We start from the raw sequence: 25881 nt of genomic DNA, 5'->3' as shown, positions 1-25881 counted from the left end.
AAAGCAAAAACAAATTTGCTCTGGTTTAATTATTTATTTTTGTCCTTTAATCTGTATCGGAGTTTCAGGACTAGTCAGATATATACATTTAAAACTTTTCTAATGTAAAATCCACTGCATATTGCAGTGGATTTGGTTATTACTTCAGACGCAAGTTCGCTCGCCACGCCTAGGGTTTCAGTTTAATATTACTTAAAAGATAAATTTCACATAAAAGCTACCAATTAAAAGGCCTGTACACAAAAGTGTTCTCAAAAACATTTTCGTGTAAAATATTTGTTGTAGAAATAATCACTTTTTCTTTTCTATGTAAAAAAATTTTTATCAAACTACCTTCGTGATGATATCCATTTATAACAATTGTATAAATTTCATCCAAGTCTAAGATTTTAATATAATTCCTAAATCTATCTATCGAATTATTGTTTTCAAGAAAACTTAAATTAAAAGTAGAAAAGTTAATCGTATCACTAGCAATAATCTGTGTTAAATTTTCATTCAAAAGCTTAAAAATTCTATTTGTATTCTTAACTTTTGATTCTATTATATCTAAATATATTTTTTTTAAATCGGAAAAATAATTTTGTTCATATAATTTCGAATCAAGTGGAATTTCAATATTATTTCTTTTTAAAGCCCTCTTCCATTCATCTATTTTCTTTATAATTTCATCATCAGAATACTCCCATAGAAAAGAATACACTTTTTCAGTATTTTCAAAAAAATCATTTATTTCAATTATTTCATCTTGGTTATAAAAAAACCATGAACTAATATATTTTTCATTTAATTCATCACTAAGAAATTTAGATAAATAATAATTATGAATGTCTTTATAAATTCTCATATATGGTACTCTATTTTTTCCTTCTAAAAAATTTTATAACTGACTTTACAATATAATATATGGATAATATTGCCAATACAATCAAAAATAAATCCATATTTCTTTTTTCTCCTAATGGAAAATATTTTAAAAATAGAATAATTAATCCTGCAAATAGTAATGTTCCAACTATAACAAATAAAAAAACAAACAATACTAATTTAAAATTATTTTTCATAGCCTTCAAATATTAGAGCACCTACATTTAGAGTTGTTTTTGAAAAGCATTCTATATTTGGCGTTACTTCACCGTTTAAACCTCTGATATAGCTACTGGAGCCTAAATGATCCGGATGGAACCAATAGATTTTCCGGCGTTTAAAAAAGCCACTGCAATTGCAATGGCTTTTGTTTATCAGCTCAAAGTCACAGACTTTGCGTAGCGGGGAGCGGGTCGCTGTTCCATTTTATTTGCAGTCTTCACCCCAACAACGATTGCTTATCTTCATCAATTTTAAAATACGAGCAGTAAGCTCTTCATCATAAACATACCTACCTACACCAACCCTGTAAACAACACCGTTCTTGACAGTAAAAATCATATCTACTTTTTGACCATTAAGAAATATTGTAAGGTAGCCATGGTTATGACTCACTCTCACTTCTTCTCCTTCGGAAAATTGGTTAATTCTTTTACAGATAAATGCCATATCGTTTCTATCTTTTACTTTTAGATTTCTTATGCCTCTGTTGAATTCGTTCCATCGGTTTTCTATTTGTATACTTGCACCATTACATTCTACAGGCTTGTTTTTACAGCTAATCAGAAGAAATAAAGGGATCAGAAATATATATATACAATTATGTATTGTTCTCATTATTTATTTTGTTTTAATTAAATTGGTCACCTCTCCCAGATAAGAAGTATCTCCACTAAAAGTAGACGCTGAAGCAGAAACATCTTCAGGACCAACTCCTAAGCCATAAGTATAGCCATGATATAATAATTGATCTTTAACAAATGTCTTTTTCGGGATATAATAGTTTTCATAATTCCATGTGTATTTATATTCTCCACTATAGCTCTCAAATGTAGATACCCCTACAAGACCAACTCCTGCTTGTCGTCCTTCTGCATAACCTTCTAAAGTTGTTAAATCAAACTTACTTAATGGAACATCCGAAAACATAAAGCTTACCTGGACTCCGACCGAAGCTTCTGCTCCTTCTAGCGTATTTCCGGTAGCATACACCCCGGCTTTCCCAGAATCTGGTCCTTTCATCATCAATCCAACACTTACACCAGCTCCATAGCCTTTTCCTAACGCAAGATTACCTCCAAAACCTACAGAAAAGGCATCAGGATCTCCGTGAACTGAAGCAAATTCATCGAATTGATATTGTCCCGAAACTCCTCTAACGTTCCCATAAGTTTTTCGTTGAGAATCATCCGGAGCTAAAGATATTCCGTGTACAGGGTAAGGAGCAGAAATATTAACATCCATGTTATACTTCTCAGACTTAATTCTTGCATACTCCCTATATTTTCCTGAAGAAACATCATAAAGATTAAAAATTATGTCAAGTGGTGCTCTTCCATCAGGATCAACAAATCTCACAGGATTATTGAAGCTCATCACGTATGGTGACCAACTCGGCATTTTCTCAGCCAGCGGATCCACATTCAACCAAAGAGAAACTCTTGGATTATAATATCTCGCTCCATAATAGTAATATGCTGTTTCTGCATCAAGTTCCTTGCCATTAAACTTATAGGGACTGTTATTACTTGCTTTGTTATGGTTTTCTACAAACACCTCACCACTTGGGAAGTATTCTATATTTTGGGTTACCTCTCCGTCTAAACCTGTGATATAGCTGCTAGAGCCTAAATGATCCGGATGGAACCAATAGATTTCCTTTTCTTTATCTCCTGCGTTTAAAAAGAGCCACTGCAATTGCAGTGGCTCTTAATTTTATTTACAATCTTTACCCCAACAACGATGAGATATTTTCATAAGTTTCAGAATGCGCTTCGTTAGGGCTTCATCATATACATACTCTCCTACTCCTACCCGATATACAACTCCGTTTCGATAAGTAAAAATGGCTTGAATCTTTTTATTATTTAAATATATATCTATATCTCCGTAGCTATAAGCTATTCTTACATCTTTTCCTTCCGAAAAACTGTTAATTCTATTGCATATAAATGCTGCATCTTCCTTGTCCTTCACATCCAAATAATCCATCCCTCCATTTTCATCATACCATCTGTTTTCAATCCGAATAATAGCTGTCTTACATTCCACAGGGGTATTTTTACAATTTGTAAAAATAAGGAACACAAAAAAGATTAACGCTAAAAATTTATTTCTTTTTTTCATCTTTAGGTTTTATAATGTTAGTAACCTCACCAAGTAATTTAGTGTCTCCTGAAAATTTCGATCCAGAAGCAGTCATATCTTCCAGACCAACACCTAAACCATAACTGTACCCATGATAAAGGAGAGATTTCTTATAAAAAGTTTTGCCCGAAAACCAACCTTTATTCTTTTTATACTCTCCATCATAGCTTTTGAAGAAAGAACCTCCTACAACGCTTGCTCCTCCCTGATAGCCTTCTGCATAGCCTTCCAATGTATTCAGTCTAAATTCATTCAAGTTAATATCTGAAAACATAAAATTTGCTTGTATTCCTACTGACGCTTCAAAACCTTCCACGTTATTAGAGGTTACATAAAGTCCAGCTCTTCCAGCATCTTTCCCTTTAAGCATTAAGCCTATAGATAAGCTTACTCCTATTCCACCTCCTCCTGCAACATTACTTCCCAAAGATATAGACATTGCATCTGGATCACCGTGTGCTAAAGCAATTTCATCAAATTTATATTTTCCTGAAAGACCTTTATAATTTCCATAGGTTCTTCGTTGGGTTGTATCAGCGGATAAAGATATTCCGTGAAACGGATACGGAGCAGAAACATTCACACTCATATTATATTTTTCAGACTTTATTCGGGCATATTCTCTATATTTTCCAGAGGAGACATCATAAAGATTTATGATAATATCCAATGGACTGCGTCCATCAGGATCAATCAACCTAATAGGACTGCTAAAAGCATACTCATAAGGCGACCGCCCGGCAAATTTCTCCGCCAACGGATCCACATTCAACCAAAGAGAAACCCTCGGATTATAATACCTAGCCCCATAATAGTAATACCCTGTTTCTGCATCAAGTTCCTTGCCATTAAACTTATAGGGACTGTAGTTACTATTTCTGTGGTTTTCTACAAAGGTTTCACCACTTGGGAAGTATTCTATATTCTGGGTTACTTCACCGTCTAAACCTGTGATATAGCTGCTGGAACCTAAATGATCCGGATGAAACCAATAGATTTCCTTTTCTTTATCTCCTGCATAATTATTGACACAAGCTCCGTTATATCCCGCATTCTGTCCGTAATTTGGCGATGGTGTGATATTATACTGCTGCATTACTGTCAGACCTCTCTGTGTAGCTGCCTACAAAATAGTATTTGATACATTGACCACATTGATCGGTATCCTTGACGCTTTCGTATTCAAGAAAAAATACAAAGACACGCTTTTCGGACTTCTAAAAGATTTAAAATAACAAACAAAAACCACCGCAAAAGCGGTGGTTTGGAATTTTATTCCTTTTTCCATTCTTCTGTGGCGTCCATCCATTTGTATTTCCATTCTTTAGGCCAATCAAATGAGTTTCTTGCTTTTGGGGGTATAAGTACAAATATGAATTTTTTTGTTTCACCATTTCTTACTATTAAACAATAATTATCATTCGTTTGTTTAAAAAACTCATCTCCTTTTCTTAAATAACTATATAAGAATGAGTTTTTTTGAGGAATGTCTAAAATATTTCCATTATATAAACTTATTTTTATAAACTCACCATGACCTGTGTTATATTTATTTAACACAACTCCTCGTATTTCTCGTTTAATTTCTTGTATGTAATATCTCGCTGAAAAGTGATTATAAAGCATCCAAGCTAACAACAAAATAGAGAAAGCAAAAACAATAAATCTAATTCTTTTTATTCCCATTTTTTAAATTCCTGTATTTATTTAAGTCAAAATATGGTTTACCTCCATTTAATAATTCATAATTTTGAACCCCCCATTTTCCTCCAGCTTTAAAACCCGTAGGAATAGGTATTGTACCGGTAATTGAAACTCCTTCCCAAATAACTTCACCACCCCAAGTTTCAGGTATAACCTCAGTAACATTCTTTCGATTTGACCAAAAATATGTTCCTCCTAAAAAACCTTCTCCATATGACCACATATTAAAAATTCCGGTCCAACCTTTTGAAGAAAAATTATCTCTAGTTTCTTTGCTACCATCAAACCATGATCCAAAAGCGGAAATACCTGCTGTTGCTTCAACACCAATATTAGCCCCTCCTTTCCTATAACCATAGAATTTCCCTTCATCTTTTCCTCCAAGAAAATATACATATTCCCATCCATAACTTGCTCCTCCTCCAAGTGTACCACTTAAGTCAAAAGAAACTCCTACTGCATCGAAAGCTTTCTTTGCTCCTTTATGAATTTTTTTAGGGTCAATTTTTATAGGATTTTTTGTGCTAAAATTTGTATTGATATCAACATACACCTTTCTCTTATCATCTGTTTTTATTCTGGCTATTTCTTGTTTCTTTTTATTTCTAAAAATAATATCATCAACATGACTTGCATTTTCTCCTTCCATTCCTGTAGGATCAATGAATTTTATTGGATTACTAAAGGTATACTCATAAGGCGATCGTCCCGGGAACTTCTCCGCCAGCGGGTCAACATTCAACCAAAGAGAAACTCTAGGATTATAATACCTAGCTCCATAATAGTAGTACCCTGTTTCAGCATCAAGTTCCTTGCCATTAAATTTGTATGGACTATAATTACTATTTCTGTGGTTTTCTACAAAGGTTTCACCACTTGGGAAGTATTCTATATTCTGGGTTACTTCGCCGTCTAAGCCAGTAATATAGCTACTGGAACCTAAATGATCCGGATGGATCCAATAGATTTCCCGTCCTTTATACCCGGTGTTTAAAAAAGCCCTTGCAATTGCAAGGGCTTTTGTTTATCAGCTCAAAGTCACAGACTTTGCGTAGCATCTGATTCATCATTGTTTAAAATGTTAAGGATTTCGCGGGCCTTATTACGCGCTCTATTCCAAGTAGAATTATTAAGTGTTGCAAAAAAATAGAATCTCTTATCATCTATTTCATCTAATATTTTTTCTAATTCAAAAAAACTTTTTCAAGATCAGGTTTATATAAATATTCATCTTTCAAATATTTCACATCCTCATAATTTAACAAAATCTCTTCAATATTTTCATAATTTAGATGTTTAAATAATTCTTTTATGTAATTCTCTTGCCCAGAAGTATCTTTAGAAATTTTTTGTAATGATTCAATTAATTTTTAACTTCCATACTATTTACCTTTTATCAGTTCGTTTTTACATTTTCATTTGAAAGTCTCCAATTAAAAGTCTCCGGTATTTTGAACCATACTATTATGTTAATAACTTTAGATGCAAAAAACAAAAACCACCGCATTATATGGGGTGGCTTTTTACAATATTAAAAATTAAAATAATTTATTCGTTTTGCTGGTTGCCTAAGAAAGCATCCCATCCTTGTGCCGTAAGGGCAACTAACTGATTGGACCCTCTTGCTACCATAAAATTCCCTTCTTCTTTTTCTACAGCATGTCCGATAATACTAAAATCCGGATGGTTCCTAATTTTTTCAAAATCTTCCGGAGCAATTGTGAACAACAATTCATAATCTTCACCGCCACTTAAAGCAGCCATCACAGGATTTAAATTAAATTCATCAGCCGTTGTAATGGTAAGATTATCCATGGGAACTTTATCTTCATACAATCTGAAGCCTACTTCTGACTGATCAGAAAGATGAAGAATTTCCGAGGCAAGACCGTCAGAAATATCGATCATGGAAGTCGGTTTAATATCCAGCTGCTCCAGAGTTGCCTTCACATCCGTTCTGGCTTCCGGTTTAAGCTGTCTTTCTAAAATGTAATCATAGCCTTCCATTTCAGGCTGCATATTAGGATCAGCAAGGTACACCGCATGTTCTCTTTCCAGGATCTGAAGTCCCATATAAGCTCCGCCAAGATCTCCGGAAACCACTAAAAGATCATTAGATCTGGCGCTGCTTCTTTTGACGATATTTTCTTCGTTTTCAATTCCTATTGCGGTAATACTCATTACCAATCCCGCATTGGAGCTTGTGGTGTCTCCACCTATCAAATCCACTTTATAACGGGTACAAGCAGCCTGAATTCCCGCATAAATTTCTTCCAGCGCTTCTACTGGAAAACGATTTGAAACAGCTAATGAAACCAATATCTGCGTTGGCGTAGCATTCATTGCAGCAATATCACTTAAGTTGACAACAACAGCTTTATAACCTAAATGTTTTAACGGAACATAGCCCAGATTAAAATGAACCCCTTCTGCCAGCATATCGGTGGTAAGGACTACTTTTTTATTTCCCGGATTAATAACCGCCGCATCATCTCCCACTCCAAGCTCCGAAGATTCATTAGAGAGAGGAAAATGTTCTGTTAAATGCTTAATCAGTCCAAATTCTCCTAATTTAGAGATGGGTGTTAATTCCTGAGATTTATCTTCAAACATATAATTTCTTTTTGGGTAAAATGTCCAGCATACAACGTACTCATAACGTTATATACTGAATTGTAAGTCTTTAACTATTTTGTAAACGCTTCTGGATCGATATTATGAGGATGGAAAGGGAATTTCTTGAAATCCTCTCTGGATAAAACTACAGTCTCAGGAGTTTTATACTTATTCATCGCTTCCACAACATCATCCGGCGGAGTCGTCATTTTTCTCAGCATCATGTCGATCCACACTCCTGTTGCTTCTGATGTTGCACAGTGTACGCCATCCGGAGTGTAAAATTTATGCAGGAAACGGTAGATCGAAGAATCTTCTGAACATCCGTCTATTTCTACACTTACAATAACGGTCTGGTCGGCATAGATTTCTTTGAAAAAAGAATATCTTTCGTGCAGCATCACCGGCCCGATTCCCCATCTGCTGAGCTGGGTAACGCCCATTTTTTCTTTAGTCATGAAAGCCATCCTGGCCTGAGCGCAGTATTGGACATATGATGAATTGGCTAGGTGTTTGTTGGCATCAAGATCGCTCCAACGCACTTCGAAGGTATGGTAGAAAGTCATTTAAAAATCGTTTTTAGAATAATTAAATTATATTCTTCAAAAATACTCAAATAAGATGGTTTATAAAAATTGTACTTTTGGAAAAATAATCTTCAGCATAAGATTACCGTACGTATGAAGCAAATTATCATTATTGGAGGCGGTGCGGCAGGATTTTTCTGTGCATCAAACCTTGACGAAAAGAAATATAAAATTACCATCCTTGAACAGAACTCGGATGTCCTTCAGAAAGTAAAAATTTCCGGAGGCGGACGCTGCAATGTAACCCATGCCTGCTTCGATCCTAAAGAACTGGTTCAGTTTTATCCCCGTGGCAACAAAGAACTGCTGAGTGTTTTTACAAAATTCCAGCCTGGTGATACGATGGAATGGTTTGACCAGCGTAATGTTCCGTTAAAAATAGAAGGCGATAACAGGACTTTTCCGGAAAGCAATTCTTCACAGACGATTATCAATACTTTTCAGAAAGAGATCCAGCATAAAGATGTAGAGGTAAAAACGAAATGTTCAGTTAAAGAAATTAAAAAACAGGATGAAAAATATCTTGTTGTAACCAGTTTAGGTGATTTTTCAGCTGATTATGTTGTTTATACAACCGGAAGTTCTCCAAAATCGTTGAAAATTGCGGAAAATTTAGGCCATACTATTGTGCCTCTTGTTCCCTCGCTTTTTACTTTTAATATCAAAGATGATTTATTAAAAGAATTACCGGGAACAAGTTTTGAAAATGCTGAAGTTTCTATTCCATCATTAAAAACGGAAGAAAGTGGGCCGCTTCTGATTACTCATTGGGGCCTTTCCGGGCCTGCAGTCTTGAAAATTTCGGCTTGGGAAGCGATAAGTCTGGCCAAACTGAAATATCAGGTTGAAATTGAAGTCAATTTCATTGTAAAAACGATGGATGAGGCCGAAGAATTGTTTCAGAATGCCAAATTAAGTAATCCCAAGAAAACCATTGGCCAGTCTAAAATGTTTGATATTACCAACCGGTTCTGGCATAAAGTTCTTGAAATTTCAAAAGTGGATCTCAACAAGCAGATCGCTAATGTTTCCGGAAAAGAAACGCAGACCATTCTGGAAAATTTATGCAAAAAGAAGCTTAAGGTTACAGGAAAGTCCACATTTAAAGACGAATTTGTTACCGCTGGAGGCATTGATTTAAAGGAAATTAACTTTAAAAATATGTCTTCAAAAGTTCTTCCTAATTTTTATATTGCAGGAGAAGTATTGAATATTGATGCTGTAACCGGAGGATTTAATTTCCAGGCGTGCTGGAGTGAAGCATGGCTGATTGCGCAGGATCTGAATAATAAGTAGGTTTAGGTATTAGATATGAGATTTCAGACATCAGACAATAAGTACTGAATAACAGGTTTTTAACCAAAAATTAAATTAAAAACTTATATTAGATAATTGTTATCGTTTAACGCATTTCAAACCATGAAAAATTTTTTTTTACTCATAACATTAATGGGATTTCAAATCGCTTTTTCTCAGATTCAGGAAGATGCAAAACAAACGTATGGCTTTACAAAAGAGCAACTCGGAACTTACAACAAACCTGCTGAGTATCCCGGGGGCATGATGGCACTTCGAAAAGATATTGCTAACAAAATAAGGATGAGAAAAATAAAAGGGGAAGGAATAATCAATGCGAGAGCAAAGTTCATAGTTACTATCGAAGGTAAAATAGATGGCATCATAGTAACCGGAGATAATGCCGATTTCAATAAAGAAACAGAAAGAGCTTTAAAAACTTTGAAAGCCCGATGGAAACCAGCAGAATCCAATGGTATAATTGTCCGTAGCTATTATACTTTTCCTCTTAATATAAGCTTTAAATAACGGACAATGCTCTCTGCTAAAAGAAATACATCAACCCTTTTTAAAATCCTTTTAATTTTGGGATTCGGATATTTCTTTTGGCTGATGCTTTCCATTACCTTGGAATATATTCCTTTCAATCCTAATGTAAGCTTTCTGATGATCAAGCAGACCGAAGTGGAACACAGACCGGAATATCTTTATTTTTTCTACACCCACGTATATACCAGCATTTTTGTTATGCTTTTTGGATTTTTAGCCATTCTGAAAAAGGATTTTGGGTTAAAAAATTTCCATAAAAACTTGGGCAAACTATATATTTTCTTAATTTTAGTATTGGCCGCCCCCTCAGGAATTTATATGGGTATTTTTGCTAATGGAGGAATCTTATCGAAGATTTCATTTGTCATATTAGGCTGTTTATGGTGGTTTTCTACCTATAAGGCTTACCAACTGGCCCGGCAGAAAAACTTTTTACAACACAAACAATGGATGTGGCGGAGTTTTTCATTAACGCTTTCTGCGATCACTTTAAGGATGTGGAAAGTTATTATTGTATATTTATTCCATCCCAACCCCATGGATGTCTATCAAATCATCGCATGGCTTGGCTGGATTCCCAACATCCTCTTCATTGAATATTTAATCAGAAAAAAATTAATATGAAAATTTTAAATTTAACTTTAATTTCCCTGCTTGCAGTATCTCTTGCAGCATGCAAAAAAGAGGGTAAAGCTGCCGGATCTTCAAAAGACAGCCTTGCCCTGAAAAAAGATTCTGTAGTCGTTCCTGAATTTCATAAAGAACTTTATGGAATCTATACTGGTGAATTTGAAGGGAATATAACAGAATATGATAAAGAGGGTAATGACTATGAAGAATATTCAACAAAAAAAATTTCTTTAAAGATTAATAAAATAACTAAAGACAGTGTTTACGGTCAAAGCATTGTAGGTGGGAGCCAGCGTCCATTCCGAGGTATCTTTAATGAAGGTTCAAATTCTTTTATTCTGGATGAGCCGGGAAATGATAAAACTGACGGAAGATTTGAGGTTAAATTAAATAATGACAGCCTAACCGGAAACTGGAACGCCTTCAATAAATCAGCTGTAAAATCACCTTTGAAAACTTTAAAATTAATAAAGAAAGAATTTGTATACAATCCCAACTTCATGCTGGATGAAAATTCAGATCTGGTAGACTGGACGAATCCTAAAAGCGTTACAGAGAAATACACTGATGAAGAAACCGGAAAAACAGAAACCTACAAAGCATCTAAGAACAGATTTGCGTCTGATGCTATCTTTAAGATCAATGCTTCTAAACAGAAACTAACCGAAAAAGAACTGAAAAATTTAAGAAAACTGGATCTGGAGATCATTAAAAATGCAGTATTTGCAAGACATGGATATTCCTTTAAAAAAGAAACATACAGAAATTTCTTTGAACGCACGGATTGGTATATTCCGGTTTCTAACAATGTAGATAAAGACCTTACTCCCATGGAAAAGGAAAATGTAGTATTACTGAACCGTTTTATACAATACGCGCAAGATAAGTATGACAGTTTCGGAAGATAACTAAGCAAGAATACAATGAGTCAACCGCTTGTTTTTACTCTTTAGTAAGTTTTTTCATCTGTATTGATTCACTGTATTTTACCCAAAGATAAAGGATAAAACATCCGGCTGCATAGCACAGAATATCGATCCAGGAAAAAGAGTTTCCAATCACAATATACATTAGGCTTCCCGGGCGGAAGCCTAGTTTTTCTGCAATATTAAAATACTGTGCAAACTCTACCAGGCAGGAAAAAACAAGAATTCCCAGAATAAGTTTTTGATTATTTACAGAGACAAAACTCTTCACAAAAGTGTACAGGAGCATCACCACGATGACATCTCCAAGATAGGCTCTTACAAAGAAAATATCCTTTAGCACTGTGGCAATTAAGACTTCGACAAGGAAAATCAGAACCGTTAGAAAAAGATATTGTAAGCTGAATTGTAATTTCATAGATCTGGCATAAAAAATCAGCATTCAATGAATGCTGATCTATAAGTTATGGTACAAAGATATTATTTCTTTACTTTCACTGTGCATCCGATCGCAACAGTTTTTGTCATTTTCACGGGTTTTCCTTCTATCAGAGCATTCACTGCATCCTGCACATAATATTCTGAAACATCATTCGGGTTTTCATAATTATTGTCGATGGCCCCGATATACTTCACGATATTCTTACCATTTTCTTTCTGCAGAACAAATACATGCGGCGTTTTTGTTGCTCCATACTGCGGAAAAACCTTTTGTCCTTCGTCTACTAAGTATGGAAAAGTAAATCCTCTCTGTGCAGCTCTTTCGATCATTTCCTGATAGCCATCTTCTGCCTGTATGTTTGGGTCATTCGGGTTAATGGCAATCACCGGATAGCCCTGATCTTTATATTTTTTATCCAGCTCTATAATTCTTTCTTCATACTTTTTAGCGTATGGGCAATGGTTGCATGTGAATATGACAATAAAGCCTTTAGCCGTCTTAAAATCGCTGAGCGAAACCATTTTTCCATCAACATTTTTCAGTTTAAAATCGGCTGCCGCGTCTCCGATTTCATAACCTTTTACAGGATTGATCTTGTTATGAGGCGTATTGGTATCATGATCTCTTGTGGTAAAGCTTAGCAAGCCCAGACCCACGATAAAGGCAGCCATCAATATTTTTAGATTTTTCATAAGATATTTATTATAAATTTTGTTCTACTACTTTTTCAAGATCTTCCTTGCTCATCTCACCATCGTTGAAATATACTTTCTGTCCATTTTTGTAGAAGACCGTTACCGGAATATTTCCGTCCCAGTCTTTATTAAACCTTGGAATCCAGGTATTCATTCTTTTGATATCATCCAGTAGAATAACTTCAGCTGTCAGGTTTTTATTTTTAATGAATTTAACCACTTTTTCCATATCCGCCAGTCTGTCCAATGATACTAAGATCATTTTAAATTTAGGATTTCCTGCATATTTATTATTCACCTCCATAAAATGAGGAAGTTCTTTTACGCAGGGTCCACATGTTGTCGACCAGAAGTTGACCACAAGAAACTTATCTTTTTCCTGCTGAATACGCTTTTCCAGCTCTTCGTATTTTACAGAAACAACTACAGCCTGCTGCGCTTTAGAAATACTGAAGCACACAAGCAGAAATAATAGATTAAAGAAATTCTTCATACTCAAAATTAGTAAAAAGCTTTTACCCGGAGACGATTTATTTAGCTTAATACCGTTTATGTTAATTTATTTTTAAAATAAATCACATTAAATTGACATATTGAAATAAAAACGTATTTTAGTCTAACCAAATTAAAAATTTTAACCATGAAAACATCAACCCTTCGAAAGAAAAAATTAACGAAGAAAGAATTGAAAGAAATTAGTGGCGGTAAAAAACCTTTTTGCCCAAGAGTAGTAAGCTGTTTTGTTCGGGAAACAGGAGAAGAAAGATCCGGAGTTCCCGGTGAACAGGACGGATATTGCTGTTAACAAAACCGATTAACCCAAAATCAATTAAAACAATTCATTATGAAAAAGTTAAACATCCAAAGAAAAAAATTAACCAAAAAAGAATTAAAGGAAATTAACGGAGGAAACGATACAGACTGTCTTATGGAATGTCTTTGTTTTTCTACCGGACCCGGTGAGCCTTATATCGGGACGTGTAATCCAAAAGGGATTTGCTGCTAAATAACCGGGAATACAATCTTCACAATACTAAACGAAAGCTTTTCACTTTCGTTTTTGTTTTTTCTAAATCTTCCGTCCTTATAAAAGAGAGCAATATTTTTACTCACAAATGCTGGAATTATTGAGATAAATGCATATTTTAGTCTGACTAAACTCAATATTTTTATTATGAAAAAATCAATCATTCAGAAAAAGAAATTAACCAAAAAAGAATTAAAAGAAATTAATGGTGGTTCCGCACACGACTGTGTTATGGAATGCATCTGCATGACTCCCGGCGGTGAAGGGCACGTAGGAGTATGTACTTCTGACGGAACCTGCTGTTATTAATCTCATCTAAATTCATTTTTACAATACAAAAGAGAGCCTTTCAGCTCTCTTTATTATTTATTTTCCAATCATCTTTTTAATTGAATTAAGCTTCATTAAAGCTTCTATCGGGGTCAGGGTATTGATATCTATTTTGGTAAGCTCTTCTCGGATGTTCTCCAATACAGGATCATCAAGCTGAAAGAATGAAAGCTGCATGTTTTCTTCGGTCACTCTTTTGATGGTTTCTGAAGAACTTGTGCCCTGTGTACGGCTTGCTTCAAGGGTTTTAAGGATTTCATTCGCTCTGTTGATCACTTTCGCAGGCATTCCCGCAAGCTTGGCAACATGAATACCGAAACTGTGCTCACTTCCCCCGGGAATCAGCTTTCTCATGAAAATTATATTTCCTTTATTTTCCTGAATAGAGACATGGAAGTTTTTCACCCGGTCAAAATTTACCGTCATTTCATTCAGTTCATGATAATGGGTGGCAAACAATGTTTTGGACTGTGTAGGATGCTGGTGCAGGTACTCTGCAATCGCCCAGGCTATGGAAACCCCGTCATAGGTTGACGTTCCACGACCGATTTCATCCAACAGAATTAAGCTGCGTTCTGAGATATTGTTCAAAATATTCGCGGCCTCATTCATTTCTACCATAAAAGTAGATTCTCCGGCAGAAATATTATCAGTGGCCCCTACCCTGGTAAAGATCTTATCCAACATTCCTATTTCAGCATGTTTTGCAGGCACGAAACTTCCGATTTGTGCTAATAGACATACAATTGCCGTCTGACGCAGAATCGCCGATTTACCCGCCATGTTAGGCCCGGTAACCATGATGATCTGCTGGGTATCTTTATCTAAAAAGATATCATTCGGAATATATTTTTCTCCTAATGGAAGTGCATTTTCAATGATCGGGTGCCTTGCTTCTTTCAGATCGATTGCATAGCCATCATTTAAGACCGGTCTGGTATAACTTTCAGAAACCGCAAGATCAGAGAATCCCGCTGCCACATCAAGCTGCGCGATGATACTGGAATTTTCCTGGATCTGATCCATATATACCAGCGTTTCAGCGCATACATTTCTGTAAAGCTGGTTTTCCAGTACTCCAATTTTCTCTTCGGCGCCCAGAATCTGGCTTTCATATTCTTTTAATTCTTCAGTAATGTAGCGTTCAGCATTCACAAGGGTTTGCTTTCTCAGCCAGTCACTCGGAACCTTATCTTTATGGGTATTCCGGACTTCGATATAATACCCGAAAACATTGTTAAAATCAATTTTAAGGCTGGAAATCCCTGTTCTTTCAATTTCTCTCTGGCACATGTCATCTAGGAAACCACGCCCTTTGCTTTGAAGACCTCTGAGCTTGTCAAGTTCTTCGGAAATCCCCTCTTTAATTACATTCCCTTTTGCAATATTTACGGGAAGCTCATCATTAAGACAAGACTCTAACTGTTTGATCAGCTCTTCCAAATCATATAAAGGTTCCAGCCAGGACAGTACATCAGCATGCGGATGCAGTAAAGCTTTAATTTTACTGATATTAATCAAACTTTGGCGTAAATACCCCAGTTCTTTAGGTGAGATCTTTTCTGCAGCCAGTTTTCCCATTAAACGATCCAAGTCGGAAATAGACTTTAACAGCTGGGAAATTTCATATTTCAGGCTGTCATTTTCATTCAGGAAATCAATTAATGAGAGTCTTCTGCCAATTTCGGCAACAGATTTTAAGGGAAGAATAATTCTCCTTCTCAATAACCTTCCCCCCATCGGAGTAGAGGTTTTATCAATAATATCAAGCAGTGATTTACCCTGTGGATTGCTTGGATACACAATCTCTAAATTGCGTAACGTGAAGTTATCCATCATTAGGTAATCTTCCTGCGGAATGATCTGAAGTTTGGTAATGTGTGCCAGTAGATTATGATGGGTATCTTCCACCAGATAAGCAAAAATAGCACCTGCTGCAGTTATTGCCTGTGAAAGATTTTCAATACCAAAACCTTTTAAGGAATTTGTCTTGAAATGTCCTGTCAGTTTTTCGTAGGCAAAATTATACTGAAAGGCCCAGTCTTCCAGTTTAAAAGCACTTTTATTCTTAAGCTGCTCCGGAATCTGAACACTTCTCTGATAAATGATCTCACTGGGATCAAACGTATGGACGATATGCAATAGTTTATCCAGATTTCCTTCACTCACTAAAAATTCTCCTGTGGAAATATCCACCAGGGCCATTCCGAACTTCTCTTTTTCTTTGTGAAGAGAAAGCAGGAAATTGTTCTTTTTGGAATTTAATACCTGGTCATTAAATGTTACTCCGGGTGTTACCAATTCCGTAACTCCCCTTTTCACAATTCCTTTCACTGTTTTTGGATCCTCCAGCTGATCACAGATCGCTACCCTCATGCCTGCTCTTACCAATTTTGGAAGGTAAGAATCCACAGAGTGGTGCGGAAATCCTGCCAGCTCTATATGCCCGTCACCATTGGCTCTTTTGGTAAGCACTATACCCAGAATCTGAGAAGTTCTGACGGCATCCTGCCCAAAAGTTTCATAAAAATCCCCTACTCTGAATAATAGCAGTGCATCAGGATATTTCGCCTTGATGGTATTGTACTGCGTCATTAACGGGGTCTCTTTCTTCACTGCTTTTGCCATATCAAAATAAAACCTCAAATTTATGTATTAAATTCACGGTTTCAAAGTTTTAAATAATCTCTCACAATTTTATTTCTAATAGCTCTCCATCAGATTTTATTTCTACAATTTTAGTTTCCCGGTTTGAGGCGTCATAATTGGAACGAAAAGTTTCATAATATGGTGATGAAGCAATTGCAGCTCCATAGCCATTATAAGTGGTTGTGGTTCCTGTCTGCTGCTGATAAGTGTAGGTCCCAACGTAAGGTAGAATACTTTCAATAAAATATTTTCCAGGTTTCAGCTTTTCAAATTTGAATCTTCCATAAGCATCTGTTTTGGTTTCTATCCTATATTTATAAGCTTCATCAGAAATGTAAACCAAAGTTTTTTTGTTCTCTTTTTGTTTTCTTAATTTGATAAATTCCTCAAAATAAGGTGTTAAGGGATACAATGTTACCAATGTGCCTTCTGGTGCAAGTTGTTTTTTGGCTAAAGGTGCCTTATAACCATATACCGTTTTTTGTTTTGTAGAAGCAACTCCTTCGATGTTAGATGTTCCGATGGCAAGCATTTCCTGGGCTAGTTTTTTATCGAAAAAGCTTTGGGGAAAAAGTTTATTTTGAGCATAAGTAAAAATTCCTGATAAGAGGAAAAGTAGAAAAAAATGTTGTTTTTTCATGGTGAATCAATTTGTGTTTGTAACAAAATTAATATTTTATTTGACAAAATATTAATTTTATGATAAAAATATCATAACTTTTACTTTAAATACGCATTTTTAGACAAACTCAGAAGCATCTGGTTTTCAGAGAGTTTCTATTCATTTTATTTCACCAATAAAATAATTATCGTACTTTTCAGTAAAATAGAAACGATGACTTATCCCATCTTAGAAACCGAAAGGCTTATTTTAAGACAGCTTACCCCTCATGATGCTGAAGACCTGTTTGAATATTTTTCTCAGGATCAGGTAATGAAATATTACGATCTGGAAACGTTTAAAACGCTGGAAGATGCTAACAATATCATTCTTCACTTTAATAATGAATTTGAAAAAGGAAAGGGATTCCGCTGGGCACTGGAGCTAAAATCTGAAAAGAAAGTCATCGGAACCTGCGGATACCACAACTGGCATCAGGAGCACTTTAAAGCAGAGATCGGCTATGAGCTTAATCCTGCATTCTGGCATCAATCATACATGAAAGAAGCCATTCTTCCTATTTTGACATTCGGTTTTGAAAGAATGGGCCTGCACCGTGTGGAAGCGTTTATTGATCCCGCCAATATTTCATCAGAAAAATTACTGCAATCACTGCACTTTAATGAGGAAGGGACTATGCATGATTATTTTTTTGAAAAAGGGAAATTTGTAGATGCTAAAATTTTCGGGCTTATTAATGAGTAGAACAAAATCATTTTTTGGTATGAAGATGTTTTTCTAAAGCTTCGTTACTTTTTTCGTAAGCCCATTTCTGTTTATAGTTCACCCAGTTTTCTTTACCCAATTTCCGTAAAATTTTATCGGTATATCTCATGATAAAAACATGGTACAGCATATTGACGAAAACTTTAGGCTTATTAGGCAATGCACGGAGAGAAAGAGAAAACCCAGGCTCCAGATACCGATTGAAGTGCCAAAATGCTCCCGGAATAAAAAGGGCATCCCCATGTTCCATGAAAATCTCATATCCTTCAGCATATTGTAACGCCGGGAACTTTTCATAATCAGGATTTTCATAATCCACATCGTAAACGGTATGCACTGAAAGAGGCACTTTATATAAAAATGCTGACTGCTTCTGATCGAACAGCAGAATTCTCTTCTTCCCTTCGAAATGAATATGAAGAAAATCTCCCAGATCCACATCATAATGCATCAAAACATGCGCTTCACTTCCTCCGAAAAACAAGGTCGGAAGACGTTTAAAAAAACGGATGCCCAGATCAGGATAGGTGAAGTTTTTCAGCAGTTCGGGAAGACGGTCTGTAATGATGTAAAAGAAAATACGCAGATCGGATGGCTTACTTTTAATGGTATCTATATATTCTTTCATCTTCATATGCGTCACAGGCTCATCTGAACTTTTTGACGCGCTGGCTGGTTTATTATCGTATAACGGTACTTCCTGTTCGCCTGCTTTTTCACGGATATAGGCAAGATTCCATTTGTCAAAAGCATCCCAGCGGGCCGCAAAATTCTTGATCAGCAGGGGTTTCTTTTTCCTGAAATAATTTTTCTGAAAGTCTTCTTTACTGATATCACTGACAACATCTACCTTTTTGAGAATCATCTTTTTTTGATTTAATGCGAAATAAAAATAGCTTTTTTTCAAAAGTTATAAAAGTTTCAACATCAAATTATTTTCCGCCATCGATATAGATTTTGAAAATTAATCTAAGATTACACCATCGGAAACATCACCTTATTTTAATTCAAAAAATAGAATAACAGTGAAATCATTCCTCCCAAGATAATAACCACACATCCCGGCGGGCTCTTTTTAGAATTTTTCCTGCCAAAAGTACTTACATAATGCCCGCTCACCCAGGTGCCGTTTTTCTTAAAATGTCCTTTTCGATAATATCCCATGTTATCTATTTTTATGGCAAAATAAATAGTATCATAGGCATAAATTTTACGGGTTCCCATAAAGTCAGGATAAAACGAAAAAATTATCTTTGTAGGACGAACAAAATTTATGAGAGCCTATAACACCAAACATTTCCTAAAAATCCTTTTCAGCTTACATAAAAGTGATACTTTGAAAATCCTTTTTCCAAGCATGATTCTTGTGGGGTTATATTCCTGGGGTATTCAATATTTAGAAGTAGAATATCTTCACCTCACGTCAAAATCAGGAGTAAGCAATGTAGGGATGATTCATTCTTTATTAGGTTTTGTACTTTCTTTACTATTGGTTTTCAGAACCAATACAGCGTACGACCGATGGTGGGAAGGGAGAAAACTTTGGGGTAAACTGGTGAATGATACCCGAAATTTTGCAGTAAAAATCAGTAACATATTAATAGATGACCGCCAACATATGGAGCAGATTGCAAGATACCTTAAATTCTATCCTCACTTTTTGGCAAAGCATTTATCGAAAGAATCCACCAGCCTGGCATTAGATGAAGATTATTCTGAAATTGAAAAATCGCTGAAACATCATGGACCTACTGAAATTGTTATCCTTTTAACCCACAAACTGAACCAGTTAAAAAAGGAAGGTAAGATTTCAGATATTGAAATGGTATATTTAGATACCCAGCTTTCCGGTTTTCTGGATGTATGCGGAGGCTGCGAGAGGATTAAAAACACACCCATCCCCTATTCTTATTCTTCATTTATCAAGAAGTTTATTATCCTGTATGTTTTTGCCCTTCCTATTGCTTATGTCATCAACATCGGACTTTTTATGATTCCCCTGACGGTTTTTGTTTATTATGTTTTAATGAGTCTGGAACTGATCGCTGAAGAGATTGAAGATCCCTTTAACAACGATGAAAATGATATTCCAATGGAGGCTCTGGCTCAAAATATTGAAAAAAATGTACACCAGATCATGGGCTTAAAAAATAAAAATCAAGCTTAAAGCTTGATTTCCTTGAGTTCACCGTCCTGTTTTATTTCGACAAATTTACTTTCTCTGTTTCCGGAAGAATATCCGTAGAAAAAAGTCTGGTATATCGGGGTAGAATACAGATAGCCTCCATAGGCATTGTAGGCATCCGACTGTCCCGTTTGTTTTTGATAGCTGGCTGTTGCTGTAAAATTTACAATGGTTTCCAGATAATATTTTCCGGGTTTCAGTTTTTCAAACTTGAATCGTCCGTGATCATCTGTTAATGCTTCTATTCTGTATTTAAAAGCCTCTTCAGACATATAAACGGTTGTTTTTTTATTTTCATACTTCCTTCTCATGTCATAAAACTCTTCAAAATAAGGCGTTACCGGAAAAAGCATCACCACCGTTCCTTTCGGGGCATAATGTTTTTCGCCAAGAAGAGGTTTGATTCCAAAATTGTTTTTTTGTTTTGTAGAAGCGACTCCTTCAATCGTAGAGTTTCCAAAACCGATCATCTGCTGAGCCAGCTTTTTATCGAAAAAAGCCTGTGGATAGTAGGTATTCTGTGCTTTTGAAAAAATAAAAGCAAATACCAGCATCATGACAATGGATATTTTTTTCATGGTATATATTTTAGCCAAATATAAGTATTTTGCTATTTTTGAATAAAAAAACCAATGAAATACATTTTTTTAATGCTCTTCTCAGCATGGGCATCTGCACAAAAACCCTGTGGTTTTAAAGACGGGCTACAAGAGGGAAACTGCAAACATTTTTTTGACAACGGACAGGTAAAAGAAATCGCCGACTGGAAAAAAGGCAAGCTGGAAGGTGATGCCATTTTTTATTATGAAAATGGGAAAATCCAGGCTAAAGGAGAATATAAGAAAGGATATAAAGTAAAAGAATGGGCTTATTACGATAACAACGGCGTCTTACAATCTAAGGAAGTCTATAGAAATGGACAGAAAGATATCTATGACAACAGCTCTACGGCAACATTTTACACGCCTTCCGGTGCAATAACCGAGGTTTCTAATTATAAATTCGGTAAATTGGAGGGCGAAAGTAAACTTTTTCATGAGGATGGAAAATCGGTAAAACAAGTTGGATATTATCAAAACGGTCTGGCGACAGGAAAATGGAAAGTCCTTTATCCATCTGGGAAAATCCAGAGAGAAACGGAGTTCGTAAATGATAAAAGAGACGGAACCCGTGTACACTACCGCGAAGATGGAAGCATTGAAAAGACAGAAGTTTATAAAGACGGAAAATTAATCTCAACAAAATAATACATTGGTACACAAACTAAAATTGGAAGAACTCAACAGAATAGATGTAGAAACATTTAAGAAAACTGAGAAGGTTCCATTAGTCATCATTTTAGACAATATAAGAAGTATGCACAATGTGGGTGCTACTTTCAGAACAGCAGATGCTTTTCTGATTGAAAAAATAATCCTCTGCGGAATTACCCCGGTACCTCCGCACAGAGAAATCCACAAAGCAGCGCTTGGAGCTACAGAAAGTGTAGACTGGGTGCATGAAAGTGACATTAACACAGCCATCAGCGATTTAAAAAGCCGTGGCTATGAAATTGTAGGCGTAGAACAGACGACCAACAGCCAATTGATCACTGATTTTACGATTGACAAAGAGAAAAAATATGCTTTGATTTTAGGAAATGAAGTAGAAGGAATCAGTGATGAAGCACTCCCAAACATCGATGTATTTTTGGAAATTCCACAATTAGGAACCAAGCACTCTTTAAACGTGAGTGTATGTGGTGGAATTGTGATGTGGGAGTTTGCAAAAGCCCTAAAATAAAAAAACTGCATATGTCTAATAGACAGTGCAGTTTGAAATAAATCTAATAAAAAGTAAAAATGAAAGGCGACAAAGATACTTTATTTTTTGTCACGAACAAATTTTAAAATCATTTTTTTCTTTTTTTCCAAAAAAAAAGTATGTTTTCAGAAAAAGTTTCATTTAATTTTTTATAAATTAGCACAATGTTTATCAAGGACTATATCTCAAAAGATTTCCCGTGTTTTAGCTTGACTGACTCAATAGAATCAGCAAGGGATACCTTAGAAGACTTTGGATATTCTCATATTTTCATTAAAAAATCCCACCACTTTTACGGAGCTATTGCCAAGGAATTTCTTGATGAAGCTGAAGGAACTTTAAAGAATCTGGAACACCAGATCGAGCGGTTTGCCATTCTTGAAGATAATAATATCATGGACAGCATTCGCCTTTTTTATACCTTCAATTCCAATATCATTCCGGTGATCAATAAGAATGAAAAGTATTTGGGATACATCGGATGTGAAGATGTTTTTCAGGACCTGTCCCGCTATCCCCTGTTTTCCGAAACAGGTGCTATGCTTACGGTAGAAACTCCGGTGAAAAAATATTCAATGACCGAAATTGCCAATATTGTGGAGAGTAATAATTCTAAATTTTATGGCGCTTTTATCAGTTTTATGTCTGATGAAGTCATTCATGTGACGATAAAAATAAGCAATGAAAATCTGGGTTCTATTGATGAAACATTTGACAGATACGATTATAGAATTGTTGAAAAATACTATTCTGATGAGAAAACGGATCTCTTTAAGGACCGGTTCGGTTTTTTCCAAAAATTCATAGAAATATAAACAATGAAGGCAGCTATATATTCTCAGAAAAAAGATCTCGATACTTTTTTATATTTAAGCAAATTTGTTTCAGAGCTGGAAAGCCGGGGCGTAAAATCTGTTTTGTATGATGAGATGGCTGAAGCCCTGCAATTTTCAAAAATTTTCGAGACCTTTAATTGTAAACAGGATCTTGTAGATAAAGCAGTGGATCTTTTCTTCACTTTTGGAGGAGACGGAACCATTGTGAACTCTTTAACCTTCATCGAAGATCTTGAAATTCCTATTGTCGGTGTCAATACCGGGAGGTTAGGATTTTTGGCAAGTTTCACCAAAGAAGAAGCATTCAAAGAACTGGATGCAATCTTAAAGGGCGATGTAAAGACCAGCCGCCGTGCTGTTATTGAAGTCGTATCTCCAAGATCAGATGAATTCTTCCCGTATGCCTTAAACGATGTTACCGTTTCCAGAAAGGAAACCACCTCGATGATTACGGTAGACTCTTATATTAATGATGAATTCCTTAATGTATTCTGGGGAGACGGCGTTATCGTCTCTACTCCAACTGGATCTACAGCGTATTCTTTAAGTTGCGGCGGACCGATCATTTCTCCAAACAACGAAAATTTCGTTATCACTCCAATTGCTCCTCACAATTTGAACGTAAGACCTTTGGTGGTGAACGACAGAGTGGAAATAAAATTTAAAGTAGAAAGCAGAGTACCACAATATTCCCTTTCTTTAGATTCAAGGTTAATACATATAGAAACAGACAAAGAGATCATCGTTAAAAAAGCCAGTTTCCAGATTCTTTTGGTACAGCCCAACCACCTGAGTTTCTATGAAACCATCCGCCAGAAACTACTTTGGGGGAGAGACAAAAGAAATTAGCAATTGAGCAAAATTTCATACCTTTACACGAATTTTAAAAACGCCTAATAATATATACTAAAAAGTAAAACATGAGCAGAATTTTTCCGGCAGGAGTTGCCACAGGTCAGTTAGTTACGGATATTTTCCAATATGCTAAAGAAAATAAATTTGCATTGCCTGCAGTAAACGTAATTGGTTCAAGCAATGTAAATGCTGTTATGGAAACTGCAGCGAAATTGAATTCTCCTGTTATTATCCAGTTTTCTAACGGTGGAGCTTCTTTCAACGCAGGAAAAGGACTGAGTAATGACGGTCAGAAATCTGCTATTTTAGGAGCAATTGCAGGTGCAAAACATATTCATACTCTTGCAGAAGCTTACGGAGCAACTGTAATTTTACATACAGACCACTGTGCAAAGAAATTATTGCCTTGGATCGACGGATTGATGGATGCTAACGAAGAATTCTTCAAGCAGACAGGAAAATCTCTTTATTCTTCTCATATGCTTGACCTTTCTGAGGAATCTTTAGAGGAAAACCTTCAGGTTTCTGCTGAATATTTCGAAAGAATGGCTAAAATGCAAATGACTCTGGAAGTTGAGATCGGTGTAACAGGAGGTGAAGAAGACGGAGTTGACAATTCTGATGTTGATAATTCTAAATTATACACGCAGCCTGAAGATGTCGCTTATACTTACGAAAAGTTAAAAGCTATTTCTGATAACTTTACGATTGCAGCCGCTTTCGGTAACGTACACGGTGTTTACAAGCCAGGAAACGTAGTTCTTACTCCAAAAATCTTAGATAACTCTCAGAAATTTGTTCAGGAGAAATTCGGAACAGCAGCAAAACCTGTAAACTTCGTATTCCACGGAGGTTCTGGTTCTACCATAGAAGAAATCAGAGAGGCGATTGATTACGGTGTTATCAAAATGAACATCGATACAGACCTTCAGTTCGCTTATACAGAAGGAATCAGAGACTTTATGGTGAACAATATCGATTATTTAAGATCTCAGATCGGAAACCCTGAAGGAGAAGAAAAACCTAATAAAAAATTCTATGACCCAAGAAACTGGGTAAGAAAAGGTGAAGAAACTTTCTCTACGAGATTGGTTAAAGCGTTTGAAGATTTAAATAACGTAAATACTTTAAAATAAGAATTGTAAAAATGTATTTGTGTAAAAAGTAATAATGATTAAAGCTTTCTACATAAATACATTTTACATTTATACATTAATACATACAAAATGGCATTCGACTGGTTTAAAAGAAAAGCAAAAAACATTACCACTTCTACTGATGAAAAAAAGGATGTTCCCAAAGGTCTTTGGCACCAAACTCCTTCAGGAAAGGTTGTGGAGCATGAAGAACTGAAGAAAAACAACTATGTTTCTCCTGAAGATGGATTTCATGTAAGAATAGGAAGTGCAGAGTTTTTTGATATCCTTTTTGATGAAGGCAAGTTCACTGAACTGGATGCTAATGTTGAAAGTATAGACATCCTCAACTTCAAAGATACAAAGCCTTATGCTGACCGTTTAAAAGAAGTAAGAGCAAAAACAAAACTGACTGATTCTATCAGAAATGCAGTAGGAACCGTAAAAGGAACCGAAATGGTAGTTTCTTGTATGGATTTTGCTTTTATCGGTGGATCTTTAGGCTCTGTGATGGGTGAAAAAATAAGAAGAGCAATTGATTACTGTATCGCGAAGAAACTTCCGTACATGATCATCTGTCAGTCCGGAGGAGCAAGAATGCAGGAAGCAACTTATTCTTTAATGCAGCTGGCAAAAGTACAGGCAAAATTAGCCCAGCTTTCAGAAGCAGGTCTTTTATATATTGCTTACTTATGCGACCCTACTTTTGGAGGAATTACCGCTTCTTTCGCCATGACAGCAGATATCATCATGGCTGAACCAAAAGCCTTAATCGGTTTTGCAGGCCCAAGAGTTATCCGTGAAACCATTGGTAGAGATCTACCGGAAGGATTCCAGACCTCAGAATTCTTACAGGAAAAAGGATTCGTGGATTTCATCGTTAAAAGAACTGAAATTAGAGATACTGTGGCTAAAACAGTAAATTTATTAGCTGTAAAAGCATAACATTTGTAACAAAAACGATACAATCTCTCTCTAATTAGGGAGAGATTTT

32 protein-coding genes are annotated in these 25881 nt (G+C 35.7%); 15 read left to right on the top strand and 17 right to left on the bottom strand.

The window, feature by feature from the left end:
- Positions 1-217 precede the first annotated feature (217 nt).
- The 9 genes from SB679_RS07770 to SB679_RS07730 form a co-directional block, all read right to left on the bottom strand.
- Positions 218-847: a hypothetical protein gene (locus SB679_RS07770; protein ID WP_410701688.1), complete on the bottom strand. Its 630-nt coding sequence runs from the start codon at positions 845-847 to the stop codon at positions 218-220.
- Between the two features lie 446 nt (positions 848-1293).
- Positions 1294-1704, bottom strand: coding sequence for a hypothetical protein (locus SB679_RS07765; RefSeq protein ID WP_410701687.1), 411 nt, complete (start codon positions 1702-1704; stop codon positions 1294-1296).
- A 3-nt stretch (positions 1705-1707) separates the two neighbouring features.
- Complete coding sequence (locus SB679_RS07760; RefSeq protein WP_410701686.1) at positions 1708-2784, bottom strand: RHS repeat domain-containing protein; 1077 nt, start codon at positions 2782-2784, stop codon at positions 1708-1710.
- An 18-nt stretch (positions 2785-2802) separates the two neighbouring features.
- The gene (locus SB679_RS07755; protein ID WP_410701685.1) at positions 2803-3213 is read right to left on the bottom strand and encodes a hypothetical protein; all 411 of its coding nucleotides are present in this window, start codon (positions 3211-3213) and stop codon (positions 2803-2805) included.
- On the bottom strand, positions 3197-4330 hold the full coding sequence (locus SB679_RS07750) for an RHS repeat domain-containing protein (protein WP_410701684.1): 1134 nt from the start codon (positions 4328-4330) through the stop codon (positions 3197-3199). The genes SB679_RS07755 and SB679_RS07750 overlap by 17 nt, the downstream gene beginning before the upstream one ends.
- Positions 4331-4506: 176 nt before the next feature.
- On the bottom strand, positions 4507-4920 hold the full coding sequence (locus SB679_RS07745; RefSeq protein ID WP_410701683.1) for a hypothetical protein: 414 nt from the start codon (positions 4918-4920) through the stop codon (positions 4507-4509).
- On the bottom strand, positions 4901-5830 hold the full coding sequence (locus SB679_RS07740) for an RHS repeat domain-containing protein (RefSeq protein WP_410701699.1): 930 nt from the start codon (positions 5828-5830) through the stop codon (positions 4901-4903). The genes SB679_RS07745 and SB679_RS07740 overlap by 20 nt, the downstream gene beginning before the upstream one ends.
- Positions 5831-6486: 656 nt before the next feature.
- Positions 6487-7551 (bottom strand): thiamine-phosphate kinase, encoded by a 1065-nt coding sequence (thiL, locus tag SB679_RS07735; protein ID WP_410701682.1) that lies wholly within the window; start codon positions 7549-7551, stop codon positions 6487-6489.
- A gap of 74 nt (positions 7552-7625) precedes the next feature.
- On the bottom strand, positions 7626-8120 hold the full coding sequence (locus tag SB679_RS07730; RefSeq protein ID WP_034708849.1) for an acyl-CoA thioesterase: 495 nt from the start codon (positions 8118-8120) through the stop codon (positions 7626-7628).
- A gap of 114 nt (positions 8121-8234) precedes the next feature.
- Here SB679_RS07730 and SB679_RS07725 point away from each other — a divergent pair, with 114 nt between their 5' ends.
- From SB679_RS07725 to SB679_RS07710, 4 genes are all read left to right on the top strand, one after another.
- Positions 8235-9437, top strand: a complete 1203-nt coding sequence (locus SB679_RS07725) for an NAD(P)/FAD-dependent oxidoreductase (protein ID WP_410701681.1) — start codon at positions 8235-8237, stop codon at positions 9435-9437.
- Positions 9438-9560: 123 nt separating this feature from the next.
- Positions 9561-9965 (top strand): hypothetical protein, encoded by a 405-nt coding sequence (locus SB679_RS07720; protein WP_410701680.1) that lies wholly within the window; start codon positions 9561-9563, stop codon positions 9963-9965.
- Positions 9966-9971: 6 nt separating this feature from the next.
- The gene (locus tag SB679_RS07715; RefSeq protein WP_410701679.1) at positions 9972-10610 is read left to right on the top strand and encodes a DUF2306 domain-containing protein; all 639 of its coding nucleotides are present in this window, start codon (positions 9972-9974) and stop codon (positions 10608-10610) included.
- Entirely contained in the window at positions 10607-11524 is a 918-nt protein-coding gene (locus SB679_RS07710; RefSeq protein ID WP_410701678.1) for a YARHG domain-containing protein, read from the top strand. Before SB679_RS07715 ends, SB679_RS07710 begins: the two co-directional genes overlap by 4 nt.
- Positions 11525-11558: 34 nt before the next feature.
- Here the strand turns inward: SB679_RS07710 and SB679_RS07705 are convergent, their stop codons facing one another.
- The 3 genes from SB679_RS07705 to SB679_RS07695 all read right to left on the bottom strand — a co-directional run bounded on the left by SB679_RS07705 (position 11559) and on the right by SB679_RS07695 (position 13172).
- Positions 11559-11960 (bottom strand): DUF2809 domain-containing protein, encoded by a 402-nt coding sequence (locus SB679_RS07705; RefSeq protein ID WP_410701677.1) that lies wholly within the window; start codon positions 11958-11960, stop codon positions 11559-11561.
- 62 nt (positions 11961-12022) lie between these two features.
- The gene (locus SB679_RS07700) at positions 12023-12676 is read right to left on the bottom strand and encodes a thioredoxin family protein (protein ID WP_410701676.1); all 654 of its coding nucleotides are present in this window, start codon (positions 12674-12676) and stop codon (positions 12023-12025) included.
- A 10-nt stretch (positions 12677-12686) separates the two neighbouring features.
- Positions 12687-13172 carry a thioredoxin domain-containing protein gene (locus SB679_RS07695; protein WP_410701675.1) on the bottom strand — a complete coding sequence of 162 codons (486 nt, stop codon included), beginning with the start codon at positions 13170-13172 and terminating at the stop codon, positions 12687-12689.
- A 147-nt stretch (positions 13173-13319) separates the two neighbouring features.
- Between SB679_RS07695 and SB679_RS07690 the strand changes: the two genes are divergently transcribed.
- The 3 genes from SB679_RS07690 to SB679_RS07680 all read left to right on the top strand — a co-directional run bounded on the left by SB679_RS07690 (position 13320) and on the right by SB679_RS07680 (position 14015).
- Positions 13320-13484 carry a bacteriocin gene (locus tag SB679_RS07690; protein ID WP_410701674.1) on the top strand — a complete coding sequence of 55 codons (165 nt, stop codon included), beginning with the start codon at positions 13320-13322 and terminating at the stop codon, positions 13482-13484.
- A gap of 39 nt (positions 13485-13523) precedes the next feature.
- A complete protein-coding gene (locus tag SB679_RS07685) occupies positions 13524-13685 on the top strand; it encodes a bacteriocin (protein WP_410701673.1) in 162 nt (53 codons plus the stop codon).
- 168 nt (positions 13686-13853) lie between these two features.
- Positions 13854-14015, top strand: a complete 162-nt coding sequence (locus SB679_RS07680) for a bacteriocin (RefSeq protein WP_410701672.1) — start codon at positions 13854-13856, stop codon at positions 14013-14015.
- A gap of 57 nt (positions 14016-14072) precedes the next feature.
- Here SB679_RS07680 and mutS read toward each other — a convergent pair whose 3' ends face one another.
- Complete coding sequence (gene mutS / locus SB679_RS07675) at positions 14073-16664, bottom strand: DNA mismatch repair protein MutS (RefSeq protein WP_410701671.1); 2592 nt, start codon at positions 16662-16664, stop codon at positions 14073-14075.
- A gap of 61 nt (positions 16665-16725) precedes the next feature.
- Complete coding sequence (locus SB679_RS07670) at positions 16726-17325, bottom strand: hypothetical protein (protein WP_410701670.1); 600 nt, start codon at positions 17323-17325, stop codon at positions 16726-16728.
- 195 nt (positions 17326-17520) lie between these two features.
- On the opposite strand from SB679_RS07670, the gene SB679_RS07665 reads away from it, so the two are divergent.
- Positions 17521-18051 carry a GNAT family N-acetyltransferase gene (locus SB679_RS07665; RefSeq protein WP_410701669.1) on the top strand — a complete coding sequence of 177 codons (531 nt, stop codon included), beginning with the start codon at positions 17521-17523 and terminating at the stop codon, positions 18049-18051.
- 7 nt (positions 18052-18058) lie between these two features.
- Here the strand turns inward: SB679_RS07665 and SB679_RS07660 are convergent, their stop codons facing one another.
- Both SB679_RS07660 and SB679_RS07655 read right to left on the bottom strand, forming a co-directional pair.
- The gene (locus SB679_RS07660; protein ID WP_410701668.1) at positions 18059-18937 is read right to left on the bottom strand and encodes a cupin-like domain-containing protein; all 879 of its coding nucleotides are present in this window, start codon (positions 18935-18937) and stop codon (positions 18059-18061) included.
- Positions 18938-19074: 137 nt separating this feature from the next.
- Complete coding sequence (locus SB679_RS07655; protein ID WP_410701667.1) at positions 19075-19296, bottom strand: hypothetical protein; 222 nt, start codon at positions 19294-19296, stop codon at positions 19075-19077.
- A 49-nt stretch (positions 19297-19345) separates the two neighbouring features.
- Between SB679_RS07655 and SB679_RS07650 the strand changes: the two genes are divergently transcribed.
- Positions 19346-20239 carry a bestrophin family protein gene (locus SB679_RS07650; RefSeq protein WP_410701666.1) on the top strand — a complete coding sequence of 298 codons (894 nt, stop codon included), beginning with the start codon at positions 19346-19348 and terminating at the stop codon, positions 20237-20239.
- On the opposite strand, the gene SB679_RS07645 is transcribed toward SB679_RS07650, so the two are convergent.
- The gene (locus SB679_RS07645; protein WP_317740433.1) at positions 20236-20835 is read right to left on the bottom strand and encodes a hypothetical protein; all 600 of its coding nucleotides are present in this window, start codon (positions 20833-20835) and stop codon (positions 20236-20238) included. The genes SB679_RS07650 and SB679_RS07645 overlap by 4 nt on opposite strands.
- A gap of 54 nt (positions 20836-20889) precedes the next feature.
- Between SB679_RS07645 and SB679_RS07640 the strand changes: the two genes are divergently transcribed.
- The 6 genes from SB679_RS07640 to accD all read left to right on the top strand — a co-directional run bounded on the left by SB679_RS07640 (position 20890) and on the right by accD (position 25832).
- Positions 20890-21504 carry a toxin-antitoxin system YwqK family antitoxin gene (locus SB679_RS07640; protein WP_410701665.1) on the top strand — a complete coding sequence of 205 codons (615 nt, stop codon included), beginning with the start codon at positions 20890-20892 and terminating at the stop codon, positions 21502-21504.
- Between the two features lie 4 nt (positions 21505-21508).
- Positions 21509-22039: an RNA methyltransferase gene (locus tag SB679_RS07635; protein ID WP_317740431.1), complete on the top strand. Its 531-nt coding sequence runs from the start codon at positions 21509-21511 to the stop codon at positions 22037-22039.
- Between the two features lie 185 nt (positions 22040-22224).
- A complete protein-coding gene (locus SB679_RS07630) occupies positions 22225-22875 on the top strand; it encodes a CBS domain-containing protein (RefSeq protein ID WP_410701664.1) in 651 nt (216 codons plus the stop codon).
- A gap of 3 nt (positions 22876-22878) precedes the next feature.
- On the top strand, positions 22879-23745 hold the full coding sequence (locus SB679_RS07625; protein WP_410701663.1) for an NAD kinase: 867 nt from the start codon (positions 22879-22881) through the stop codon (positions 23743-23745).
- 71 nt (positions 23746-23816) lie between these two features.
- Positions 23817-24887 carry a class II fructose-bisphosphate aldolase gene (gene fbaA, locus SB679_RS07620; RefSeq protein WP_410701662.1) on the top strand — a complete coding sequence of 357 codons (1071 nt, stop codon included), beginning with the start codon at positions 23817-23819 and terminating at the stop codon, positions 24885-24887.
- Between the two features lie 90 nt (positions 24888-24977).
- The gene (accD, locus tag SB679_RS07615) at positions 24978-25832 is read left to right on the top strand and encodes an acetyl-CoA carboxylase, carboxyltransferase subunit beta (RefSeq protein ID WP_410701661.1); all 855 of its coding nucleotides are present in this window, start codon (positions 24978-24980) and stop codon (positions 25830-25832) included.
- The last annotated feature ends 49 nt before the right edge of the window (positions 25833-25881 follow it).

The sequence above is a fragment of the Chryseobacterium sp. SIMBA_029 genome, assembly GCF_046535275.1.
Taxonomy (GTDB): Bacteria; Bacteroidota; Bacteroidia; order Flavobacteriales; family Weeksellaceae; genus Chryseobacterium.
This window is presented reverse-complemented; position numbering and strand designations above follow the sequence as displayed.

Coding starts and splice junctions, on each gene's coding strand:
- SB679_RS07770 (WP_410701688.1), bottom strand. CDS start 847: ATGAGAATTTATAAAGACATTCATAATTATTATTTATCTAAATTTCTT.
- SB679_RS07765 (WP_410701687.1), bottom strand. CDS start 1,704: ATGAGAACAATACATAATTGTATATATATATTTCTGATCCCTTTATTT.
- SB679_RS07755 (WP_410701685.1), bottom strand. CDS start 3,213: ATGAAAAAAAGAAATAAATTTTTAGCGTTAATCTTTTTTGTGTTCCTT.
- SB679_RS07750 (WP_410701684.1), bottom strand. CDS start 4,330: ATGCAGCAGTATAATATCACACCATCGCCAAATTACGGACAGAATGCG.
- SB679_RS07745 (WP_410701683.1), bottom strand. CDS start 4,920: ATGGGAATAAAAAGAATTAGATTTATTGTTTTTGCTTTCTCTATTTTG.
- thiL (WP_410701682.1), bottom strand. CDS start 7,551: ATGTTTGAAGATAAATCTCAGGAATTAACACCCATCTCTAAATTAGGA.
- SB679_RS07730 (WP_034708849.1), bottom strand. CDS start 8,120: ATGACTTTCTACCATACCTTCGAAGTGCGTTGGAGCGATCTTGATGCC.
- SB679_RS07725 (WP_410701681.1), top strand. CDS start 8,235: ATGAAGCAAATTATCATTATTGGAGGCGGTGCGGCAGGATTTTTCTGT.
- SB679_RS07720 (WP_410701680.1), top strand. CDS start 9,561: ATGAAAAATTTTTTTTTACTCATAACATTAATGGGATTTCAAATCGCT.
- SB679_RS07715 (WP_410701679.1), top strand. CDS start 9,972: ATGCTCTCTGCTAAAAGAAATACATCAACCCTTTTTAAAATCCTTTTA.
- SB679_RS07710 (WP_410701678.1), top strand. CDS start 10,607: ATGAAAATTTTAAATTTAACTTTAATTTCCCTGCTTGCAGTATCTCTT.
- SB679_RS07705 (WP_410701677.1), bottom strand. CDS start 11,960: ATGAAATTACAATTCAGCTTACAATATCTTTTTCTAACGGTTCTGATT.
- SB679_RS07700 (WP_410701676.1), bottom strand. CDS start 12,676: ATGAAAAATCTAAAAATATTGATGGCTGCCTTTATCGTGGGTCTGGGC.
- SB679_RS07695 (WP_410701675.1), bottom strand. CDS start 13,172: ATGAAGAATTTCTTTAATCTATTATTTCTGCTTGTGTGCTTCAGTATT.
- SB679_RS07690 (WP_410701674.1), top strand. CDS start 13,320: ATGAAAACATCAACCCTTCGAAAGAAAAAATTAACGAAGAAAGAATTG.
- SB679_RS07685 (WP_410701673.1), top strand. CDS start 13,524: ATGAAAAAGTTAAACATCCAAAGAAAAAAATTAACCAAAAAAGAATTA.
- SB679_RS07680 (WP_410701672.1), top strand. CDS start 13,854: ATGAAAAAATCAATCATTCAGAAAAAGAAATTAACCAAAAAAGAATTA.
- mutS (WP_410701671.1), bottom strand. CDS start 16,664: ATGGCAAAAGCAGTGAAGAAAGAGACCCCGTTAATGACGCAGTACAAT.
- SB679_RS07670 (WP_410701670.1), bottom strand. CDS start 17,325: ATGAAAAAACAACATTTTTTTCTACTTTTCCTCTTATCAGGAATTTTT.
- SB679_RS07665 (WP_410701669.1), top strand. CDS start 17,521: ATGACTTATCCCATCTTAGAAACCGAAAGGCTTATTTTAAGACAGCTT.
- SB679_RS07660 (WP_410701668.1), bottom strand. CDS start 18,937: ATGATTCTCAAAAAGGTAGATGTTGTCAGTGATATCAGTAAAGAAGAC.
- SB679_RS07655 (WP_410701667.1), bottom strand. CDS start 19,296: ATGGGAACCCGTAAAATTTATGCCTATGATACTATTTATTTTGCCATA.
- SB679_RS07650 (WP_410701666.1), top strand. CDS start 19,346: ATGAGAGCCTATAACACCAAACATTTCCTAAAAATCCTTTTCAGCTTA.
- SB679_RS07645 (WP_317740433.1), bottom strand. CDS start 20,835: ATGAAAAAAATATCCATTGTCATGATGCTGGTATTTGCTTTTATTTTT.
- SB679_RS07640 (WP_410701665.1), top strand. CDS start 20,890: ATGAAATACATTTTTTTAATGCTCTTCTCAGCATGGGCATCTGCACAA.
- SB679_RS07630 (WP_410701664.1), top strand. CDS start 22,225: ATGTTTATCAAGGACTATATCTCAAAAGATTTCCCGTGTTTTAGCTTG.
- SB679_RS07625 (WP_410701663.1), top strand. CDS start 22,879: ATGAAGGCAGCTATATATTCTCAGAAAAAAGATCTCGATACTTTTTTA.
- fbaA (WP_410701662.1), top strand. CDS start 23,817: ATGAGCAGAATTTTTCCGGCAGGAGTTGCCACAGGTCAGTTAGTTACG.
- accD (WP_410701661.1), top strand. CDS start 24,978: ATGGCATTCGACTGGTTTAAAAGAAAAGCAAAAAACATTACCACTTCT.